The following is a 16,500-nucleotide window of genomic DNA, read 5'->3' on the forward strand; positions in this document are numbered from 1 at the left end:
ACGCCATGTGGAGCGTGCCCACGTACTTGCGGCGCAACCTGCTGCAAGACCTTGAGGGACCGCACGCGCAGCGCGTTGACGCCGCGTGCTTCCTCGACGGCTCAGAGGACGAACACCGGGTGGAGTTCTTCCGCCTCTGGGGACGCCTCGTTCGCCGCCATTACAACCGCCGTACCGACGCGACCGCGCTGCATTTCGTCGACGGCGAAGACCTCGAACTGTTCAATCACTTCTATCCGGAAGGATCGCGCTCATGACCGCTGTTGCCGCCGCCATCGACGCCGCCGCCCTGGACGCCGCCGACATCACCGAGCAGACCGCCGCCGTGTCCTCCCAGGAGCCGGTGGCCCGCGCAGAGGACCGCATGATTCCGCTGTGCGACCTGATCGCCTCCAAGCGCAACGTGCGCAAGGTCGGCACCAGCATTGAGGGGCTGAAAGCCTCCATCCTCGCTCACGGGCTGTTCCACAACCTCACCGTGACGGTTGCCGCGAAGCGCGGCAAGTTCGAGGTGGTGGCCGGTGGTCGCCGCTTCCAGGCGCTGACCGAGTTGCGCAAGGAAGGGAAGATCCTGAAGACCTTCCCGGTGCGGTGCCGCGTGGTGCCCAGCGCCGAAGCTGTCGAGGTGTCGCTTGCCGAGAACATCATCAGGGAGGCGATGCACCCTGCCGACGCCTTCACCGCCTTCGCGAAGCTGGTGGATGACCAGGGCATGACCGCCCAGGACATTGCGGCCCGGTTCGCCGTGTCGCCGTCCTACGTCTACCAGTGCCTGAAACTGGGGCGGCTCTCCCCGAAGCTGTTGGACCTCTACCGGAAGGGGGAGCTACAGGCTGACCAAGCCAAGGCTCTCACGCTCAGCGACAGCCACACCGAGCAAGAGGCGGCATGGTTCGACGCGCCGACGCACGCGCGCTATGCGGTTGCGCTCCGCGACCGGCTGACGCATGAGCACATCAACGCCGCGAGGGACCGACGCGCGCAGTTCATCGGGCTGGCGGCATACGAAGCCGCAGGCGGTCGCGTGGTGCGCGATCTCTTCGCCGGTCCCGATGATCTGGGGTTCTGGCAGGACGCCCCGCTGGTGGCGCAACTGACCGAGCAGAAGCTGCACGAAGCGGCCGAGGCCGTCCGCGCCGAAGGGTGGGCTTGGGTGGAGGCTCGCACCGAGGCGGAATACAGCTACCTGTCCAGCTTCGGCCGCAGCTACCCCACGCAGCGCGATTACACGCCCGAGGAACAGGCCGAGGTGGAGGCCCTGACGACAGAGCTTGACGCTCTGGCGGAGAACGAGACGCCCGAGGCGGGCGAGCGCGCCCAGGTGATCGACCAGCGGCTTTTGGAATTGCAGGCAGGGCTTGAGGTGTGGGAACCGGAGGTGAAGGAGACCGCCGGGGCTATCGTGTATCTCGATTATGCCGGGGATCTGACGGTGCGCCGTGGGCTGAAGCGCGCCGCCCAGGATGACGACGCCGGGGAGGATGGAGCCGTAGGCCGCGCCGGGGGCCGCGCGTCCAGCACCGGGCTTTCCGAGGCGCTGACCGCCGAACTGAGCATGCACCGCACCGTGGCGCTGCGCGCGGCGCTGATCGACCGGCCCGACGTTGCCTTGCTGGCGCTCGTTCACAAGCTGGTGCTGCGCGTCTTCTACAGCGAGACCGGCAGCGCGCTGGAAATCACGTTGGGGCATGTGCAGCCGCCCGCTAAGACCGCTCCCGACATCGAGGCCGGAAAGGCGTTCCAGGCCGTCGAAGAACGCCGGGGCTGGTGGACCCTGCGGATCCCGGCAAACAGTGATGACCTGTGGAACTGGCTTGCCCAGCAGGATCAGGAAACGGTGATGGGATTGCTGGCGTTCTGCCTCGCTCATTCCGTCAACGCGACCCAGGGAAAGGACCGCTACAACGACGATCGCTCGCGGCTGCGCGGTGCGGACCTGTTGGCCGAGGCCCTGAGTCTCGACATGGCCGATTGGTGGGAGCCGACCGCCGCCGGGTATCTCGGCAGGGTGTCGAAGACCCTCATCCTCGACGCCGTGCGCGAGGGGACCGGCGCGGCAGCGGACGGCCTGGACGGCATGAAGAAAGCGGCACTCGCTGCTGAAGCCGAGCGGCGGCTTGCCGGTTCCCGGTGGGTGCCCGCCTTGCTGCGCAAGCCGGGGCAGCGCACCCAGCAGGGCGAGCAGGGCATGAGCGCCCAGGCCGAGGACGAAGGCCAGGACGAGGCCCTGCCCGACGACGAGGGGAGCCCGTTGACCGCCGAGTGATCCAGGCCCACGCAGCAACCCGCGACCGTCCCCCGGATGGCGCGGGTTCTGTCGTACCGGGGCCGGTTCAGAGTGCCGACGTTGGTATGTGATTACAGCATAGGGTCAGGGCAAAAACGCCGTAACGCGTTACGCTTTTCCGGTTTCCATCGTAACGCGTTACGATATAATGGAGGCACAGAGAACGAAGGAGCCTCCACCATGAACCACATCCTCCGCCTTCAGGAAGACAACCGGATCATGGCCGAAGCTCTGGAGACGGTGGACGAAACGGTGCTGGACCTCTTCCGGTATCTCACCTCTACCAAGTTCCACGAGGACACGACGGTGCAGGTTGCCGACGTGCTGCAGCGCCTTCAGCCGCTGCGAAGCCTGCCCCGTCCCTAACCCCCGCCCTTCCCATCCCGACCGATGCACGGTGCCTCCACGCAGGCGCTGCACGCCAGGAGTCTGCCCCCATGAACCTGTCCGCCACCTATTCCCCCGACGACAACAAGCTGCGGCTCTATGCGGTTACCCGCCTCGACGCCGAAACCTATGAGCGCGTCAGAGCGGCGGGGTTCAAATGGGCACCGAAGCAGGAGCTTTTCGTCGCCCCCGCCTGGACGCCGGGCCGTGAGGATCTTCTGATCGACCTGTGCGGCGAGATTGGCGACGAGGACACCAGCCTTGTTGAGCGTGCCGAACAGCGCGCCTACCGCTTCGACACCTACAGCGACCGCCGCGCCCAGGACGCCGCCGCCGCCCGCAAGACCGTCGCCACCATCATGGACGGCATCCCCTTGGGCCAGCCGATATTGGTTGGTCATCACAGCGAGCGCCGCGCCCGCAAGGACGCCCAGCGCATCGAGGACGGCATGCGCCGCGCCGTGAAGCTGTGGGATACTGCCAGTTACTGGCAGAGCCGCGCCGCCGGTGCGATCCGCGCCGCCAAGTACAAGGAGCGGCCCGACGTGCGGCACCGCCGCATCAAGGGCTTGGAGTCTGACAAGCGCAAGGCCGAGCGCACCAAGGCCGAGGCCGAGGCATACCAGCGCGCGTGGTCGCGCGAGGACCTGACGCACGAGCAGGCCCTGAGATTGGCAAACGGTGGCCACATCTCCCGACCGTTCCCGCTGGCGCAGTACCCCCGCCCGGAGGGTGCCAGCAGCTATGAAGGCGAAATGTCGTTGTGGACGGCGATGACAAACGGAATCATCACGCACACCCAGGCCCGAGACATCGCCCTGCCGGTCTACGCTCGCAGCATCGAGCGCAACAGCCGCTGGATCGCACACTACGAAAACCGCCTTGCATACGAGCGCGCGATGCTGGCCGAGCAGATCGGCGCGACCGTCGCCAGCGATGCCCCGGCAACGGCCCTGATGGGCTGCCGCTTCGACCTGCAGCCCGGTGGACGCGTGATGGTGAGGCGCGAGCGCGATTGGCTGACCATCCTGCGCGTGACCCGCAAGGATGGCGTGCCGGTCAGCATCACCACCCAAGCGCCGCGTGGCGTGACGTGGCGCGGTGGTTGGAAATACGGCGTGGAGGAAATCACCGACTACGAGGCACCCACCCAGGCCGAGGCCGAGGCGACCAAGGCCGCGACCAAGCTCCCGCCGCTGTGCAACTTCCCCGGTGACGGCTTCATTCAGATGACCGAGGCGGAATGGAAGCGCAAGCCGAAGGATTACCGGATCGTCCGCACCGCCAAGGCCACGGACCAGCACGGTGCCTATCGCTATCGTGAGGCGTTCGTCTCCGGTGGCAGCTTCAGGACGGCCCCGGTCTATATCACCGACGCCAAGCGCAAGGATCCTCCGCCGCCCGCAGCCGGTGCAGCGCCGACGCTTCCACCGCCCCGCCCCGCGCTGGTTGCCCCCGTGCCCACCCAGGAGCCGCCGCCCGCGCGTCAGGATAGCGCAGCCGACGACTTCGAGGCGATGCGCGCCAGCTTGAAGGGCGGCGTTCAGGTGGTCGCGGCCCCGCAGCTATTCCCGACCCCGGCGGCCATCGCCGCCCAGATGGTCGAGGCGGCAGAGATCGAGGACCGCCACGCGGTGCTTGAGCCGAGCGCCGGGACCGGCGCGCTGCTGGACGCCCTGCAGGTGGCCGGGGTGGAGCCGGTGATAACTGCGGTGGAGGTTAACCCACGTCTGGCTAACCTGCTGGCTGAGCGCTTTGACGACGTGCGCGCGGGCGATTTCCTCACCATGGACGCGGCAGCGCTGGGACGGTTCGACCGGATCGTTATGAACCCGCCTTTCGCCAACGGCCAGGATATCGCCCACATCACGCACGCGGCATCGCTGCTGAAGACGGGGGGGCGGCTGGTGGCCCTGTGCGCCAACGGCCCCAGGCAGGCCGAGAAGCTGCGCCCGCTGGCGACGGTCTGGGAGGCCCTGCCCGCCGGATCGTTCCGGGAGCAGGGGACAAACGTCAACGTGGCGCTGCTGGTCATCGAGGCGTGACGATGGGGGAGGGCGGGGAGTGCCCCCGCTCTCCGCCGCGCCCGGCTTGGCCCCGTCGCCGGCGACGCTGACGCGCGCCGGCTCCCCGGCCAGCCTTGGGGACCACGACGACGACCAGCTGGTGCACGAGAACCTCGCCGGCGGGAGGCGCGAAGCGGACGGCCGCGCAGGCGCGGCCGAACCATCATCGTGGCGGCTGTCGCCGCCCTTGAGCCGCCGATCGCCAGCCAGGTGCTGCAGTCCTCGACACGGCGGAGCGGGAAGCGGACGGCCGCGCAGGCGCGGCCGAACCATCATCATTGCGGCTGTCGCCGCCGCGGTGGAGCAGCGCCGGGCGGCGGCGGCCGGTCAGAGCCGCGCTACAGGGGCGCGGCACTGCCCGGCCGCACAAGCGCCCCAGCGTCGACGGCGGGGCGTCGGAAAGGCGTGGCCCCCGACCAACCCGCCGGACACGGCGACGGGCCGACCTCCGACCGGCCCGCCGCCGCGCCGGACTATCAGCGTCGGTGTCTCGCCCGGTTCGCGGCCGGAAGGCCGCTCACCGCGCGACTTGGGGCGGCGCTCACTGCCCTCCGCTTCGCTTCGGGTCAGAGAGCGCCGCCCCTCCCCCCACCGCCCGCGCCCCCCACAGCCTGGACGGCTGCGGGGGGCTGGCGACGCGCCGGCAGCGACGGTAACGTGATCGAGCAGGAGGCAAACCGATGGCGAGGCAGTCCGCCGCCGACCGATTGGCGCAGATCGCCGCGGCGCTCAACGAGCGCCAGCGGGCCTATCTGCTGGCCGCATATGACGAGGACCAGCGGCGCGAAGACCTGCACCGCGGCCCGGGCGGCAGGCCCGCGTCCGAATGGCGGTGGATCGAATACGGCGCGGTGGGCGCGAAGACCCTCGACACCGGCTGGAATCTCCGCCGCGTGCTCGAAGGGCAGGGGCTGGTGTCGAACGGCACCGGCGCGACGTGGAGCGCGTTGGAAGGGCGAGCGTTGGTCAAGCTCAGGCACGCGCGCACGGGGCTGATGGATGCTCGCACGGGGCGGCACATCCTCGCCTTGCTGGTGCAGATGACGACGGACGGTCGCAAGGTCGCGCGGCTGCTGCGCGGCCAGCCGTTGACGAAGCCGAAGCAGGAAAAGCCGCTGTCCTTGTCGGCGCTGCGGCTGATCGAGTTCGGCCAGAAGAACCCCGATGCCGAGTTCGAATGGTCCGCGCCGTGGTCCACCTATGTGCCGGATTTTCTGGTGATGCGCGGGATTGCGGCGGGGCTGGTGAGGCGCGGTTTGCTTGCCGGCGAGCCGCCGTATCGGCTGCGGATTACTGATGCTGGGAAGGCGTTCGACGTGACGGCCGAGCCGAATTGGAAGCCGATGCGGGTTTGGAGCGAGCCCGAGATCTAGAATTCATTTTTGGACCCAGCGGGGGTTTTGGTCTCCCGCTTGGGTTCTCCGGCTCTAGTCGCCGGCCGCTGCCGCGGCCAGCTCCCGGAGCCACCGGCCGGGCAGGGTAGCGCCAGGTTGTCCGGGAGGTGGATGCCGGCGCGGTGTCTCCGCCTACGGTACGATCTGGCCCCCTTCGGGAGCCACCCCGCTTGCAGCGGGGCGGGGTAGAGGATAGGCCGTCCGCGGAGCCGGGCGGCAGGCTGACGGGGCAGGGCAGGGCTTGGAGAGGTGGGGCCGTGACCTGCGCTTTGCTCCGGTCACACAATGAGGCGCCTATCGGCGCCAACCATCAAGGTCCGGCCCATCCGGGCCGGACGTCTCCGCCGCGTCGGATGGGCGCCAGCTGGGCGAAGCGATCCGTGCTCGCCCCGCCGGGGGCGGGGACCCCTCGCAGCGGATCGTTCGCCGCCGAAACCGCAGGCTAACAGGGACTAGGGACCGCGCGCCCCCTCGCGGGGGGATGCTGAACGCGCGGTCCCAAGACCCTGTAACGCCTGCTGCGCCCCAGAGCCGGAAACCGCTTTTGCTTAGCGTGTGGGGTTTTGCAGGGAACGTGCCAGTCCGCCGTTAAGCTGCTGATTTAGCCATGTTTTCGCTGCATAGGGCGGAGGCAGTTACGCCGTAACGCGTTACGCTTTTTCGCTTCCGCACGTAACGCGTTACGCTATAATGGGGGCATAGAGACGAACACAACACCAGGAGCCGACAGATGAACGCCATCGCCCCCGCCGCCTTCACCATCGACGCCGCGCCCGTGACCGGTTCCTTCCGCGTGGACGCGCTGCGCGGTGAGCAGAACGCCCGCGTGCAGTCGCAGTGGTTCGAGCGTCCGGCCGATCAGCGGTTCCTCTCCCTGGACAGCCTGTATGCCTTCACCCGCTCCGCGGCCGACGCCAGCAAGCCCGCCACGGTCGAAACCGCCCGGATCACGGTGCAGGCTACCCGCGACGACGCGGAGTCCCTTTTCCTCGCGCTCCCGGACGGCAGCACCGCCGCCCCCTCGCATTGGTCCTTCGGTCAGCTGGCGCAGATCGTCGGCGCTCCCGCCGGCTACCTGCGCGACCTCCCCGCCGCCATCGCCGGGATCAACCTGCAATACGGGCTGGCGACCCACCGCAGCGAATTGGTGAAGACCTACACCCGGATGGACGGCAGCACCGAACTCCGCGCCATCACCGGCCCGGATTATGGCCGCATCCACGATTGGGAAGTGGTCAAGGCCGTGCAGCGCATCGCCGGTAACGGTCTCGGGGAGACCCGTTGGAAGGTGCCGGGGATGCTGGAAGGGATGACCCGTTACAACCCCTTCGTGGACGTCACCAAGGAGACCACGACGCTGTTTGCGAGCGACCGCGACGTGTTCATTTTCCTTGTGGACGACACCCACCCGATCGAAATCGGCAAGCTCCCGGACGGCTCCCCCGACCTCGTGTTCCGCGGCTTCTACGTCTGGAATAGCGAGGTGGGCAGCAAGTCCGCCGGTATCGCGACCTTCTACCTTCGCGGGGTGTGCCAGAACCGCATGATGTGGGGTGTGGAAGGCTTCAAGGAAATCACCCTGCGTCACACCAAGCACGCGCCCAGCCGGTTCTTGCAGCAGGCTATGCCGACGCTCCGCGCCTTTGCCGACGCCGATACCCGCGCGCTCACCAGCGGGGTGCAGGAGGCTAAGGCGGCCATCGTCGCGAAGGACGACGAGGAACGCACGGACTTCCTGACCAAGCGCGCCGGTCTCACCAAGAGCGCCGCCGCCCGCGTCATCGAGGCGGTGACCCAGGAGGAAGGGAAGGCACCGGAAAGCGTCTGGGAATTTGTGCAGGGAATGACCGCCGTCGCCCGTCGCAGCGAGCATCAGGATACCCGCATCACCCTCGAACGTGGAGCCGGGAAGTTGCTCGACGGCGTGACCGGCAAGCGCCGCCGCTGACCCCGGAAAGAGGGGGGTAACTCCCCCCTCGACCGCCGCAGCCACAGCAACGACAGCCCCACCACCCGCGACAGGAAAGGCACGCAGCCATGACTCTCGACCCCGTTAAGCTGGTGATCCTCAGTGCAAGCCGCGGCTTTCTGGCGCGCAGTTTCGGGACCGCCAATTACGACGAAATCGACCGGCACTTGCTGGACATTATCCAAGACCGCGCCGCCCCGCCGCCGCTGCTGCTGGACTGGGCCCAAGCGGTCGTAGAGGCGGAATCACAGCGCCATTAAGACCCAGGCAATGAGACGCATCCGGCCGGTGACGAAAAGAACCGGCCGGATCAGCCAGGATAGGGAGCCTCAGACGATGACCGCACACACCGCCGCCCATCAAGAAACCTGCAACGGCGTGATGCTTGAGATCCGGTGGGAGGATAAGAACCCGGAAATCGGTTCCATGAAGGGAACCTTGAGCTTCCGGCCGGTGCCCGCCCATTTCCGCGCCGAGATTGAAAAAGCGCTCACCAGGATCATCGCGCAGAAGGTGGCCGACGCGTGCTTTGTGGACGAGAGCCAGGGACGGCGGACCGTCGAATTCTACCGCTTGGCCGGGATGACCATCCGCCGCGAGAGCGACACGGAGACGGCGCAAACCGCGCTCTATTTCGTGGAAGGTGACGACCTAGAAGTCTTCAACGCCCTGTACGGTTGACCCCCGGCAGCGGGTGGGAGCGCCGGAGCGCTCCCCCGACCGGAGCAGGAAGGGAGCGACCCGGCAGCGCCCAAGCGGCCAGCCGCGCAAGCGCGGCTGAACCATCGTTGTGGCGGCTGGCGCCGCCCTACCACAGAGCCGCGCCGGCCCACCCGCGCCGGCCGCGCCCCGTCGCCGGCATCGCGATGCTCGCCGGCTCCCCGGCGGGCCTGAGAGCCGGTTTGCACGTCACTCCTGGGTCTCTGTGCCAGCGGTCGCAGGCTCGCTTGAGCCACCCTTCGCCGCCTGCTTTGACGCGCCCGTACCGGCCGGACGACCCCGCTTCGGCTTCGCCAGGTCCTGCCCCTTTTCGGCAAGCTCCGCCAAGCGCGGTGCGCTGTCCGGAAGCTCGCGCAGTTCCCGGAAAAGGCCCAGAAGAACGGCGTTCGGAACCGTCAGGACACCGGCAGCCTCCGCCAGTGCGCCAATCTCTTCGCGGCGTTCCTGAAGCGCCTTAGCCTGCTGTTCCTGAAGCGTCGAAAGCTGCTGCTGCAGCGTGGTCAATTTGTCGAGAGCGGACACAATAATTCCCCTTCGCATGCCACTACGGTGGAGCGATATTTACTGCGTCCGCAACGCGGCTGCACCGCCTTTTTGCGGGCGCCAATGGGCAGGGTGCGACGGCAGCGCCTGCCACCCGCGAACGGCGCACGCCCATGGTCCTGCGGCGCGGTCCCCCCGCTGGGGGGAGGGGGGCCGAGCCCCCCCCAGCCGCGCCACAAGTCGGACCACCCCCCTCTGCCTCGGGGAAAATGCCGGCCGCTACGCGTCCGATCCGCATTCAATGGCGGCCAGCTGGCCGCCCAGGCACACGACACCGCCAGATCGCCCGGCCCTGTCCACAAGCTCACACAGACCAACGCGACCAGTCGCTATCCGCCTGCGGCGGATTGGTCTGTGGATTTGTGGGCAGGGTGTGTCGCCATGCCGGAGTTTTGGACGCGCGCCGGCCCGTCCCGACCTGTCCACAGCCTCCACCGGCCAACGGGACTACGGGGCCATCCCGGTGCGCTATGGGGGCGCGGCTGGCCCCTCCGTCCCTACGCGCCTTCGGCGCGTTGACCCGTGGATTTGTGGACAGGGCTTTCCCCATGGCTTGCCCAGCTTTGCCGCTTCAGTGCCGGGCGATGCTCGGCAATTCCGCCCGTCGCCACAGCCCCATTTCCGGCAGCGTGCGCCAAGCCGTCCCCTAGGATCGGCCGATGCCTAGGTGACCTTGCGAGGGGCACTGGTTGCCCCTCACCTGCCCCCCGTTTTGCGAAGTCCGCTCAGACGCCGCGGAGGCTTTTCCAGCCCAGCCACGTGCATAGGGATTCCAAGGGTTTCGAACCCAGGGGTGAGAGAAAGCAACCTCCTTCGGAGGTCACACCTGATGCAACTGCGTTGCGGCGTCGAAATGGCGAAAACGCCGTTCAGATCAAACACTTAGCGCAAGCTGTACCGTAATACGTGGTGTGTCACACGCGTATTACGTAGCAAAAACAATAACTTAGCTGCCAACGTGTTACGTGGCATACGCTCGCCATCCCCGTTCGAAGGTGGTAGAAAGGTGGCATAAATGCCCCCTTTGGAGCGCGCCAATGCGACAGCCCCGCTCTGTACGAGCCACCAACGACGAATGGTCCGAGATCACTACCGCCGCCGCGGCGGCGGGCATGGCAACAGCCGATTGGGTGCGAAGTACGCTCCTTGCGGCAGCGCGAGGCGAACAGGTGGTGCGGTCGGATTTTCCCCGAACGCCGATCGAAATGCAGATGCTGGTTTGGGTCGGACTGTCCTGCCGGATGCTGGGACGGTCTCTGAAGGCGACCAACCGTGAGGGGGTGATTGGCGACGCGCTGGAGGACGTGGATGCGTGGCTGAAGGCCCAGGGCCTTCCGCCGATGAGCGCCCTGAACCGGGGAGACGATGAATGATCCGCTCGTCCACGATCATCCGTGGCGGTCAAACGATCACTCACACTTGGCGGATGCTCTGGCAGATCATCCGCGATATGTGGCGCCTGATGGTGCTGGTATTCGTCGGTGTGATGCTGGTGAGCGCCTACCTGAATACAGCGCCCTACGACCGCTATGTGACCTTCCAGTACGGCTATGCCAACTTCCTGTGGCGCATCCACCAGAACGCAAACGAGTTCGTCAACTTCCGCCAACCGAGCGGCGAGAACACGCAAGTCCGCGTCGTGGATATCCTTCGCACACCGGGCGTGCACATGGCGAAAAACCGGGTCGTGTCGGAGGTGATCGCGTCGGCGTGGAGCGGTGGATTTGCCGCCGGTGGGATCGCCGGATTGTTCCTGTTCGTCGCCTACCTGAAGGGCCGTGCGTTTGCCAGGAAGACGCATATCCGCGGCGCTCAGCTTACCACTCAGCGAAAGCTCGCGAAGGCCATCAGGCGATACAATATCCGCCGTGGAGGCTCCCGTTACAGCTTGGCGGGGGTGCCCTACCCGCACGGGGCGGAGACGACGCACACGCTTGTTTCCGGTGCACCAGGCACTGGTAAGACCCAGCTGATATTGGGGCTGCTGGACCAGATCAGAGCACGCGGAGACCGCGCCATCGTGTACGACAAAATGGGCGCGCTGACGGAGGCTTTCTTCGATCCGTCGCGCGACGTTCTGCTGAACCCGCTCGACCAGCGCAGTCCATATTGGAGCCCGTTCATCGACGCTCGCTTGCCGAATGACTTCGACATGCTGGCGCAGGCAATGATCCCGCGACCGACGAAAGGAGATCCAACTTGGGCTGAAGCGTCGCAGCTGCTGCTGTCGGAAGCCGCCCAAAAACTGGCGTCCCAGGGGGTGACGGACAACCTCGCACTGATCGACCATCTGGTGCGGATCGACCTGAAATACGTCCAGGCTTTCATCAAGGGAACCTTCGCTCAGAACGTCTTGCCTGAAGGGTCGGAGCGCACGGCGGCATCGGTGCAGTTCACCATCACGAACGCTCTGCGGGCTTTCCGCGTGCTGCGCCACGATGGCGAGGCATTCTCAATTCGAAATTGGGTTTCGGACACGGAGCGCGACGGCTTTCTGTTCATGTCGTCGCGTGGCGACCAGCACAGCACGCTTCAGCCGCTCATTTCGATGTGGCTTGAGGTGGCGGTCAACCAGCTGCTGTCCGGCCAACCCAGTAGCCGCATGCTGTGGTTCATTCTGGACGAGGTTGGCTCGCTCAATTACATCCCGAGCCTCATCACGTCGGTGACAGAGACCCGCCAGTTCGGCGGCGCATTCATGATCGGCATTCAGACCAAATCGCTGCTGGAACACAACTTCGGCAAGGAGGGTGCAGCCGCGCTCCTTGGTAGCTGTCGCTCGCGTGTCGTGCTGTCAACGCCGGAGCCAGAGACTGCAACGTGGTGTGCCCAGGTGTTGGGCGAGCGCGAGGTGTCGGAGTATCACGAAGGTGTCACCTACGGTGCGAACGAGATGCGCGACGGCGTTTCTCTGAGCGAGAAGACGACACCGGAGAAGCTGGTTCTCGCCTCCCAAATTCAGGACCTGCCCGACCGTCACGGCTTCATCAAAATGCCCCAGGGCTTTCCGGCTGCTGCGATCAAAGTGCCGGTCAGGAAGGTGCGCTCCATCGTGCCGCGCTACGTGCTTCGCCACATTCCGCCGCTTCCAGAGGCACCCCGCATTATCGAGGGGACGGCGAAGCCAACGGCAGCACCGTCAGCCCAGCCGGAAGAAACGGGAAGCACACAGGAGGCCCCCAAGAAGCGCCGGGCGAGCAAGAGCAAACCAGTTGTGGAAGCTGCGCCCGCGTCCGCACCGCCGCCGCCGGCAGAGCCGCGCAAGACCGAAACAGCACCGCCCGCCCCTCCCCCGCAGGCCCAGGACGAGCCGGAGCTTGAGGCAACCGCACCGCCGGCTGCGCCGCCGCCGAAGGCCGCCCGCCGGCCGAACGATTTCTGACTAGGAGAGACCTATGCTCTCGATATCGACGCTCAGCAGCGCGCATCAGGCTGGCTCCTACTACGGGAAGGAAAACTACTACGCCAAGAGCAGCGCGGAGGCGCGTGAGGCAAGCGCATGGTTTGGCGATGGTGCCAAATCCGTGGGCTATGTGGGTGAGGTGGAGAACGGCGATTTCATCCGCGTGTTGCAGGGGCGCATTCCCGGCGGCGGCCAGCTGGGGCGCGTGGTGGACGGTGAGGTGCAGCACGCACCGGGCGTGGACCTCACCTTTTCCGCGCCGAAATCGGTCTCAATCCTAGGGCTGGTGGCAGACGATAAGCGCGTCCTTGAGGCCCACGATGACGCGGTGAAAGCGGCTCTGGGTTGGGTGGAAAAGAACCTCATCCAGACCCGCGTCATGATCGACGGGAAGGTGAAGACGGTGGGCAATCAGTCCATGGTCGCGGCCACCTTCCGCCACGACACGAACCGCAATCTCGAACCGCAGCTGCACACGCACGCGGTGATCGCCAACATGGTGCGGGACAATGGTGACGGCACTTGGCGCTCGCTGCACAACCCCGCGCTCTATGACAGCAAGATGCTGGTAGGGCAGATGTACCGGGCGGAACTCGCCCAGCGCCTGCACGAGATGGGCTATGAAATCCGTCTCACGCACAAGGACGGCCGGTTCGAAATCGCCTCCATCCCTCAGGAGTTGATTGACGAGTTTTCCTCCCGCGCCCGTGAGATCCGCACAGCCCTGGACGGCTACGATCATCAGAACGCCAAGACCGCGGCCGTCGCGGCGCTGGTCACCCGGCAGGCCAAGCGTACCGTCTCGCCGGCGGAACTCGCGGCGGATTGGCGTGCGCGTGTGTCGGCCTTGGGGGTGTCGCTGAACAAGGCGACGGAGGCCGACGCCACAGTTGCCGCCCGCCTCGATGCCGGGTTGCCGACCACCGTTCGGGAGGCGATGGAGCAGGGCGGTATCAGCGGAGTGCTGGGCTACCTGGCGGAGCGCGTGACCGACCGCGCCCCTCGCGTTCCGCAGGTCAAGGCGGAGACGGCGCAGCAGGCGGTCGACTATGCGGTGCGGCACCTGTCCGAACGCAACAGTGCATTCGAACTCGATGACGTCAGGAAGGAGGCGATGACGGCCGGATTGGGCCGGGTGAGCGTGAAGGCGATTGAGGATGCGATAGCTGCGGCTCGATCGTCGGGGAAGCTCCTTGATTCCAAGGTTGCCGAGCATCGGAAGCTCGTCACCACCCCCACCGCGGTGGCGATGGAGAAGGAGGTGATCCAGTTGATGCGGGAGGGGCGGGGCGTGGCGACGCCTATTGTGCCCACCCGTGCCGAAGAGGTGGCCAAGCGGCTGGCCGTGGTGCGAGAGGACGGGAAGTCCCTGAACGCGGGGCAGATCGCCGCCTCGACCATGATCCTCACCAGCCGAGACCGCTTCGTTGCCGTGCAAGGCTATGCCGGCGTGGGCAAGACCACGATGTACCAGACCGTGCGCGAGGTATCGGACGAGAACGGCTTCCGCTGGATCGGTCTCGCACCGACCGCTTCAGCGGCCGCAACGCTGGCCGAGGAAGCCGGGATCGAGACGCGGACGCTGCAGAGCTTCCTTGCCAACTTCGAGAAGTTCACGCGCGGCGACGTGCCCAAGGACAAGCTGTTGGAGGCTCAGGCGCTCTTTGCGCGCACGGGTCTGCTGGTGGACGAAGACAGCTTGGCATCGACCGCCCAGGCCCGGGATCTTGAGCGCATCGCGAATGCGCTGAAGCTGCCCAAGGTGGTGCTTTCCGGTGACGAGAAACAGCTGGGTGCCGTGGAGGCCGGCAAGCCCTTCGCCCAGCTTCAGCGCGCCGGCATCACGACAGCTGAGATGAAGGAGATCCAGCGGCAGAAGAACAGCCCAGAGCTAAAGGCTGCGGTCGAACACTCGATTGCGGGCGAGGTCCGCGCTGCCTTCGCGAAGTTGGGTTCGGCCATCGAGGAGCATGACTCCCCAGCCGCCCGGGCGGCGGCTCACTGGCTTTCGCTTTCCGCCGAGGACCGGGCCCGGACACTCATCGTGGCGCCGGCGAACGAGACTAGGAGGGAAATCAATGAAGCGGTCCGCAACCAGCTGGTTTTCGAGGGCCAGATATCCGGCCCGGCCATCACCATCAACACGTTGCGCGCGGCCAACTTCACCGGGGCTCAGCAGCGTGCGGCCTTCAACTACAAGAACGGCCAGGTGGTGGTGTTCAACCGATCCTATGCCGCTCTCGGCGTGGACAAGGACGAGCATTGGCAGGTCAGCGGCATCGACCAGCGGCGGGGCGTGGTGACGCTGCACAAGGACGGCCGCACCGTGAAGTGGAAGCCCCAGGAGCTTGCCGCCGGCCGGAGCGGTGCCGTGTCCGTGTACGACCGGGACAAGCATGATCTGCAGCAGGGTGATCGAATCCAGTGGACGAAGAACGACAAGGAAAAAGTCCTCATCAACAGCCACACGGCGACGATCCTCGCCGTGGACGGCCGAAAGGTCACCGTGCGCCTGCAGAACGGAAAGGAAATCGACCTCGCACGGGATGATCCACGTTTGGCCCACATGGACTATGCGCATGCGGCGACGGCTCACGCGGCGCAGGGGCGCACCGTCGATCACGTCGTTGGCGTGCTCGAAAGCTGGCGGCGCAATCTGTCGAACCAGAAGGTCTTTTACGTCACGATCAGCCGCGCCAGAACGAGCGCCCGCCTTTTCGTTGACGACGCCAAAGCCTTGGGCAAGCAGCTGCAGAAGGCGACTGGCGAGAAGATCTCGGCGCTCGAAACCCAGGGCCACGATTTGGCGGCCGACCAGCACCAGCCCGCCCCGCAGCAGGAGCATGCGAGAGCGATGGACTTTGGACTCTAGTCGCGGAGCGCGTCTCGAACGCACAATCAGCGTGTTTGGAAAAGGAAAAGGCCGCTGCCAATAAGGCGCGGCCTTTAGTGTGGTTCGGGAGGAACGGTGAACCTGAGAACACAATATAGGTTCAGTGATTAACGTGGTGTGAACGGCTTCACCATCACATTCACCTACCACTTTATTGCAACCGCGGCCTGTACCGTCTGAAATCGGTGTTGGTTGTAGAGACCTTTTACGCACCGTGCCGGGATAGCTTCGCAGTACTAATGACGGCGGTCATGCTTGGACGGAATATACATAGCTGTTTTACGGATATACTGGTTCTCCGGGGTTGCTGAGTACCAGTCGGGCGCGGGCTCAGTGGTGCTCTTGATGGGCGTAGACCAGACGCCATCAATCACTCCGCGATACAACCACTTTGCGACGTTGAACGCGAACACCGCAAAAATCAGAAGGCCAACTAGCTCAATCGCCATAACCGTCACCTCTCTAAGCTGTATTCTACCATGCGGTGTTCCACAGCTCTACTCCTTCTTCTGCGCTCCGGTAGGGAGTCCAGCCCTTGGGAGCGGGATTGCTAGTTCTGGAAGCCGAGGCGGCGCTTTGGGTTTATCGGGCACAATGTCGGCCAGCAGCTTGTCGGGCTCACTAGTGCCCTGTGTTTCGGCCGAGGCCGCAGGCGGTGACTCCTTCGCGGCTGTCGATTCCCGCGATGCTGTTGAAGGCATCGGCTCCGGGAGGGGCGGTGAGGCGGGTTGATCGGGGCCGCTGCCGCCCTCGACCACTGCCGGTGCGGTGCCGACCGGCTCAGCGACGGGCGGCAGGGCGTCGGCATGGCGGCTGCGCGAGGTGACGGGTTGATCGG

At 66.1% G+C, this 16,500-nt stretch carries 12 protein-coding genes; 11 read left to right on the forward strand and 1 reads right to left on the reverse strand.

Annotated features, from left to right (window positions below):
• The first annotated feature begins 5 nt into the window (after positions 1-5).
• The 8 genes from J2Y49_RS31340 (at position 6) to J2Y49_RS31375 (ending at position 8,784) form a co-directional block, all read left to right on the forward strand.
• Entirely contained in the window at positions 6-257 is a 252-nt protein-coding gene (locus J2Y49_RS31340) for a hypothetical protein (protein WP_310119616.1), read from the forward strand.
• Positions 254-2,266: a ParB/RepB/Spo0J family partition protein gene (locus J2Y49_RS31345; protein WP_310119617.1), complete on the forward strand. Its 2,013-nt coding sequence runs from the start codon at positions 254-256 to the stop codon at positions 2,264-2,266. The genes J2Y49_RS31340 and J2Y49_RS31345 overlap by 4 nt, the downstream gene beginning before the upstream one ends.
• Positions 2,267-2,467: 201 nt before the next feature.
• Positions 2,468-2,653: a hypothetical protein gene (locus J2Y49_RS31350; protein ID WP_310119619.1), complete on the forward strand. Its 186-nt coding sequence runs from the start codon at positions 2,468-2,470 to the stop codon at positions 2,651-2,653.
• A 71-nt stretch (positions 2,654-2,724) separates the two neighbouring features.
• Complete coding sequence (locus J2Y49_RS31355; RefSeq protein ID WP_310119621.1) at positions 2,725-4,719, forward strand: DUF3560 domain-containing protein; 1,995 nt, start codon at positions 2,725-2,727, stop codon at positions 4,717-4,719.
• Positions 4,720-5,420: 701 nt separating this feature from the next.
• Positions 5,421-6,113 (forward strand): hypothetical protein, encoded by a 693-nt coding sequence (locus J2Y49_RS31360; protein ID WP_310119623.1) that lies wholly within the window; start codon positions 5,421-5,423, stop codon positions 6,111-6,113.
• 751 nt (positions 6,114-6,864) lie between these two features.
• Positions 6,865-8,082 (forward strand): DUF932 domain-containing protein, encoded by a 1,218-nt coding sequence (locus J2Y49_RS31365; protein WP_310119625.1) that lies wholly within the window; start codon positions 6,865-6,867, stop codon positions 8,080-8,082.
• Positions 8,083-8,171: 89 nt separating this feature from the next.
• Positions 8,172-8,363: a hypothetical protein gene (locus tag J2Y49_RS31370; protein WP_310119627.1), complete on the forward strand. Its 192-nt coding sequence runs from the start codon at positions 8,172-8,174 to the stop codon at positions 8,361-8,363.
• A 76-nt stretch (positions 8,364-8,439) separates the two neighbouring features.
• Positions 8,440-8,784: a hypothetical protein gene (locus J2Y49_RS31375; protein ID WP_310119629.1), complete on the forward strand. Its 345-nt coding sequence runs from the start codon at positions 8,440-8,442 to the stop codon at positions 8,782-8,784.
• A 228-nt stretch (positions 8,785-9,012) separates the two neighbouring features.
• On the opposite strand, the gene J2Y49_RS31380 is transcribed toward J2Y49_RS31375, so the two are convergent.
• Entirely contained in the window at positions 9,013-9,345 is a 333-nt protein-coding gene (locus J2Y49_RS31380) for a conjugal transfer protein TraD (protein ID WP_310119630.1), read from the reverse strand.
• A gap of 1,058 nt (positions 9,346-10,403) precedes the next feature.
• On the opposite strand from J2Y49_RS31380, the gene J2Y49_RS31385 reads away from it, so the two are divergent.
• From J2Y49_RS31385 to mobF, 3 genes are read left to right on the forward strand one after another with little or no spacing between them, the layout of a single operon-like run.
• Entirely contained in the window at positions 10,404-10,739 is a 336-nt protein-coding gene (locus J2Y49_RS31385) for a hypothetical protein (protein ID WP_310119631.1), read from the forward strand.
• A complete protein-coding gene (locus J2Y49_RS31390) occupies positions 10,736-12,748 on the forward strand; it encodes a type IV secretion system DNA-binding domain-containing protein (RefSeq protein WP_310119632.1) in 2,013 nt (670 codons plus the stop codon). The genes J2Y49_RS31385 and J2Y49_RS31390 overlap by 4 nt, the downstream gene beginning before the upstream one ends.
• Before the next feature lie 13 nt (positions 12,749-12,761).
• Entirely contained in the window at positions 12,762-15,641 is a 2,880-nt protein-coding gene (gene mobF / locus J2Y49_RS31395; protein ID WP_310119635.1) for a MobF family relaxase, read from the forward strand.
• Positions 15,642-16,500 lie beyond the last annotated feature (859 nt).

It is taken from the genome of Azospirillum sp. BE72, from assembly GCF_031455875.1.
Lineage (GTDB): Bacteria > Pseudomonadota > Alphaproteobacteria > Azospirillales > Azospirillaceae > Azospirillum.

Excerpts from the sequence above, each read along its gene's own strand:
- J2Y49_RS31345 (WP_310119617.1), top strand. The coding sequence starts at position 254 with ATGACCGCTGTTGCCGCCGCCATCGACGCCGCCGCCCTGGACGCCGCC.
- J2Y49_RS31355 (WP_310119621.1), top strand. The coding sequence starts at position 2,725 with ATGAACCTGTCCGCCACCTATTCCCCCGACGACAACAAGCTGCGGCTC.
- J2Y49_RS31340 (WP_310119616.1), top strand. The coding sequence starts at position 6 with ATGTGGAGCGTGCCCACGTACTTGCGGCGCAACCTGCTGCAAGACCTT.
- J2Y49_RS31390 (WP_310119632.1), top strand. The coding sequence starts at position 10,736 with ATGATCCGCTCGTCCACGATCATCCGTGGCGGTCAAACGATCACTCAC.
- J2Y49_RS31385 (WP_310119631.1), top strand. The coding sequence starts at position 10,404 with ATGCGACAGCCCCGCTCTGTACGAGCCACCAACGACGAATGGTCCGAG.
- J2Y49_RS31360 (WP_310119623.1), top strand. The coding sequence starts at position 5,421 with ATGGCGAGGCAGTCCGCCGCCGACCGATTGGCGCAGATCGCCGCGGCG.
- J2Y49_RS31370 (WP_310119627.1), top strand. The coding sequence starts at position 8,172 with ATGACTCTCGACCCCGTTAAGCTGGTGATCCTCAGTGCAAGCCGCGGC.
- J2Y49_RS31350 (WP_310119619.1), top strand. The coding sequence starts at position 2,468 with ATGAACCACATCCTCCGCCTTCAGGAAGACAACCGGATCATGGCCGAA.
- J2Y49_RS31365 (WP_310119625.1), top strand. The coding sequence starts at position 6,865 with ATGAACGCCATCGCCCCCGCCGCCTTCACCATCGACGCCGCGCCCGTG.
- mobF (WP_310119635.1), top strand. The coding sequence starts at position 12,762 with ATGCTCTCGATATCGACGCTCAGCAGCGCGCATCAGGCTGGCTCCTAC.
- J2Y49_RS31375 (WP_310119629.1), top strand. The coding sequence starts at position 8,440 with ATGACCGCACACACCGCCGCCCATCAAGAAACCTGCAACGGCGTGATG.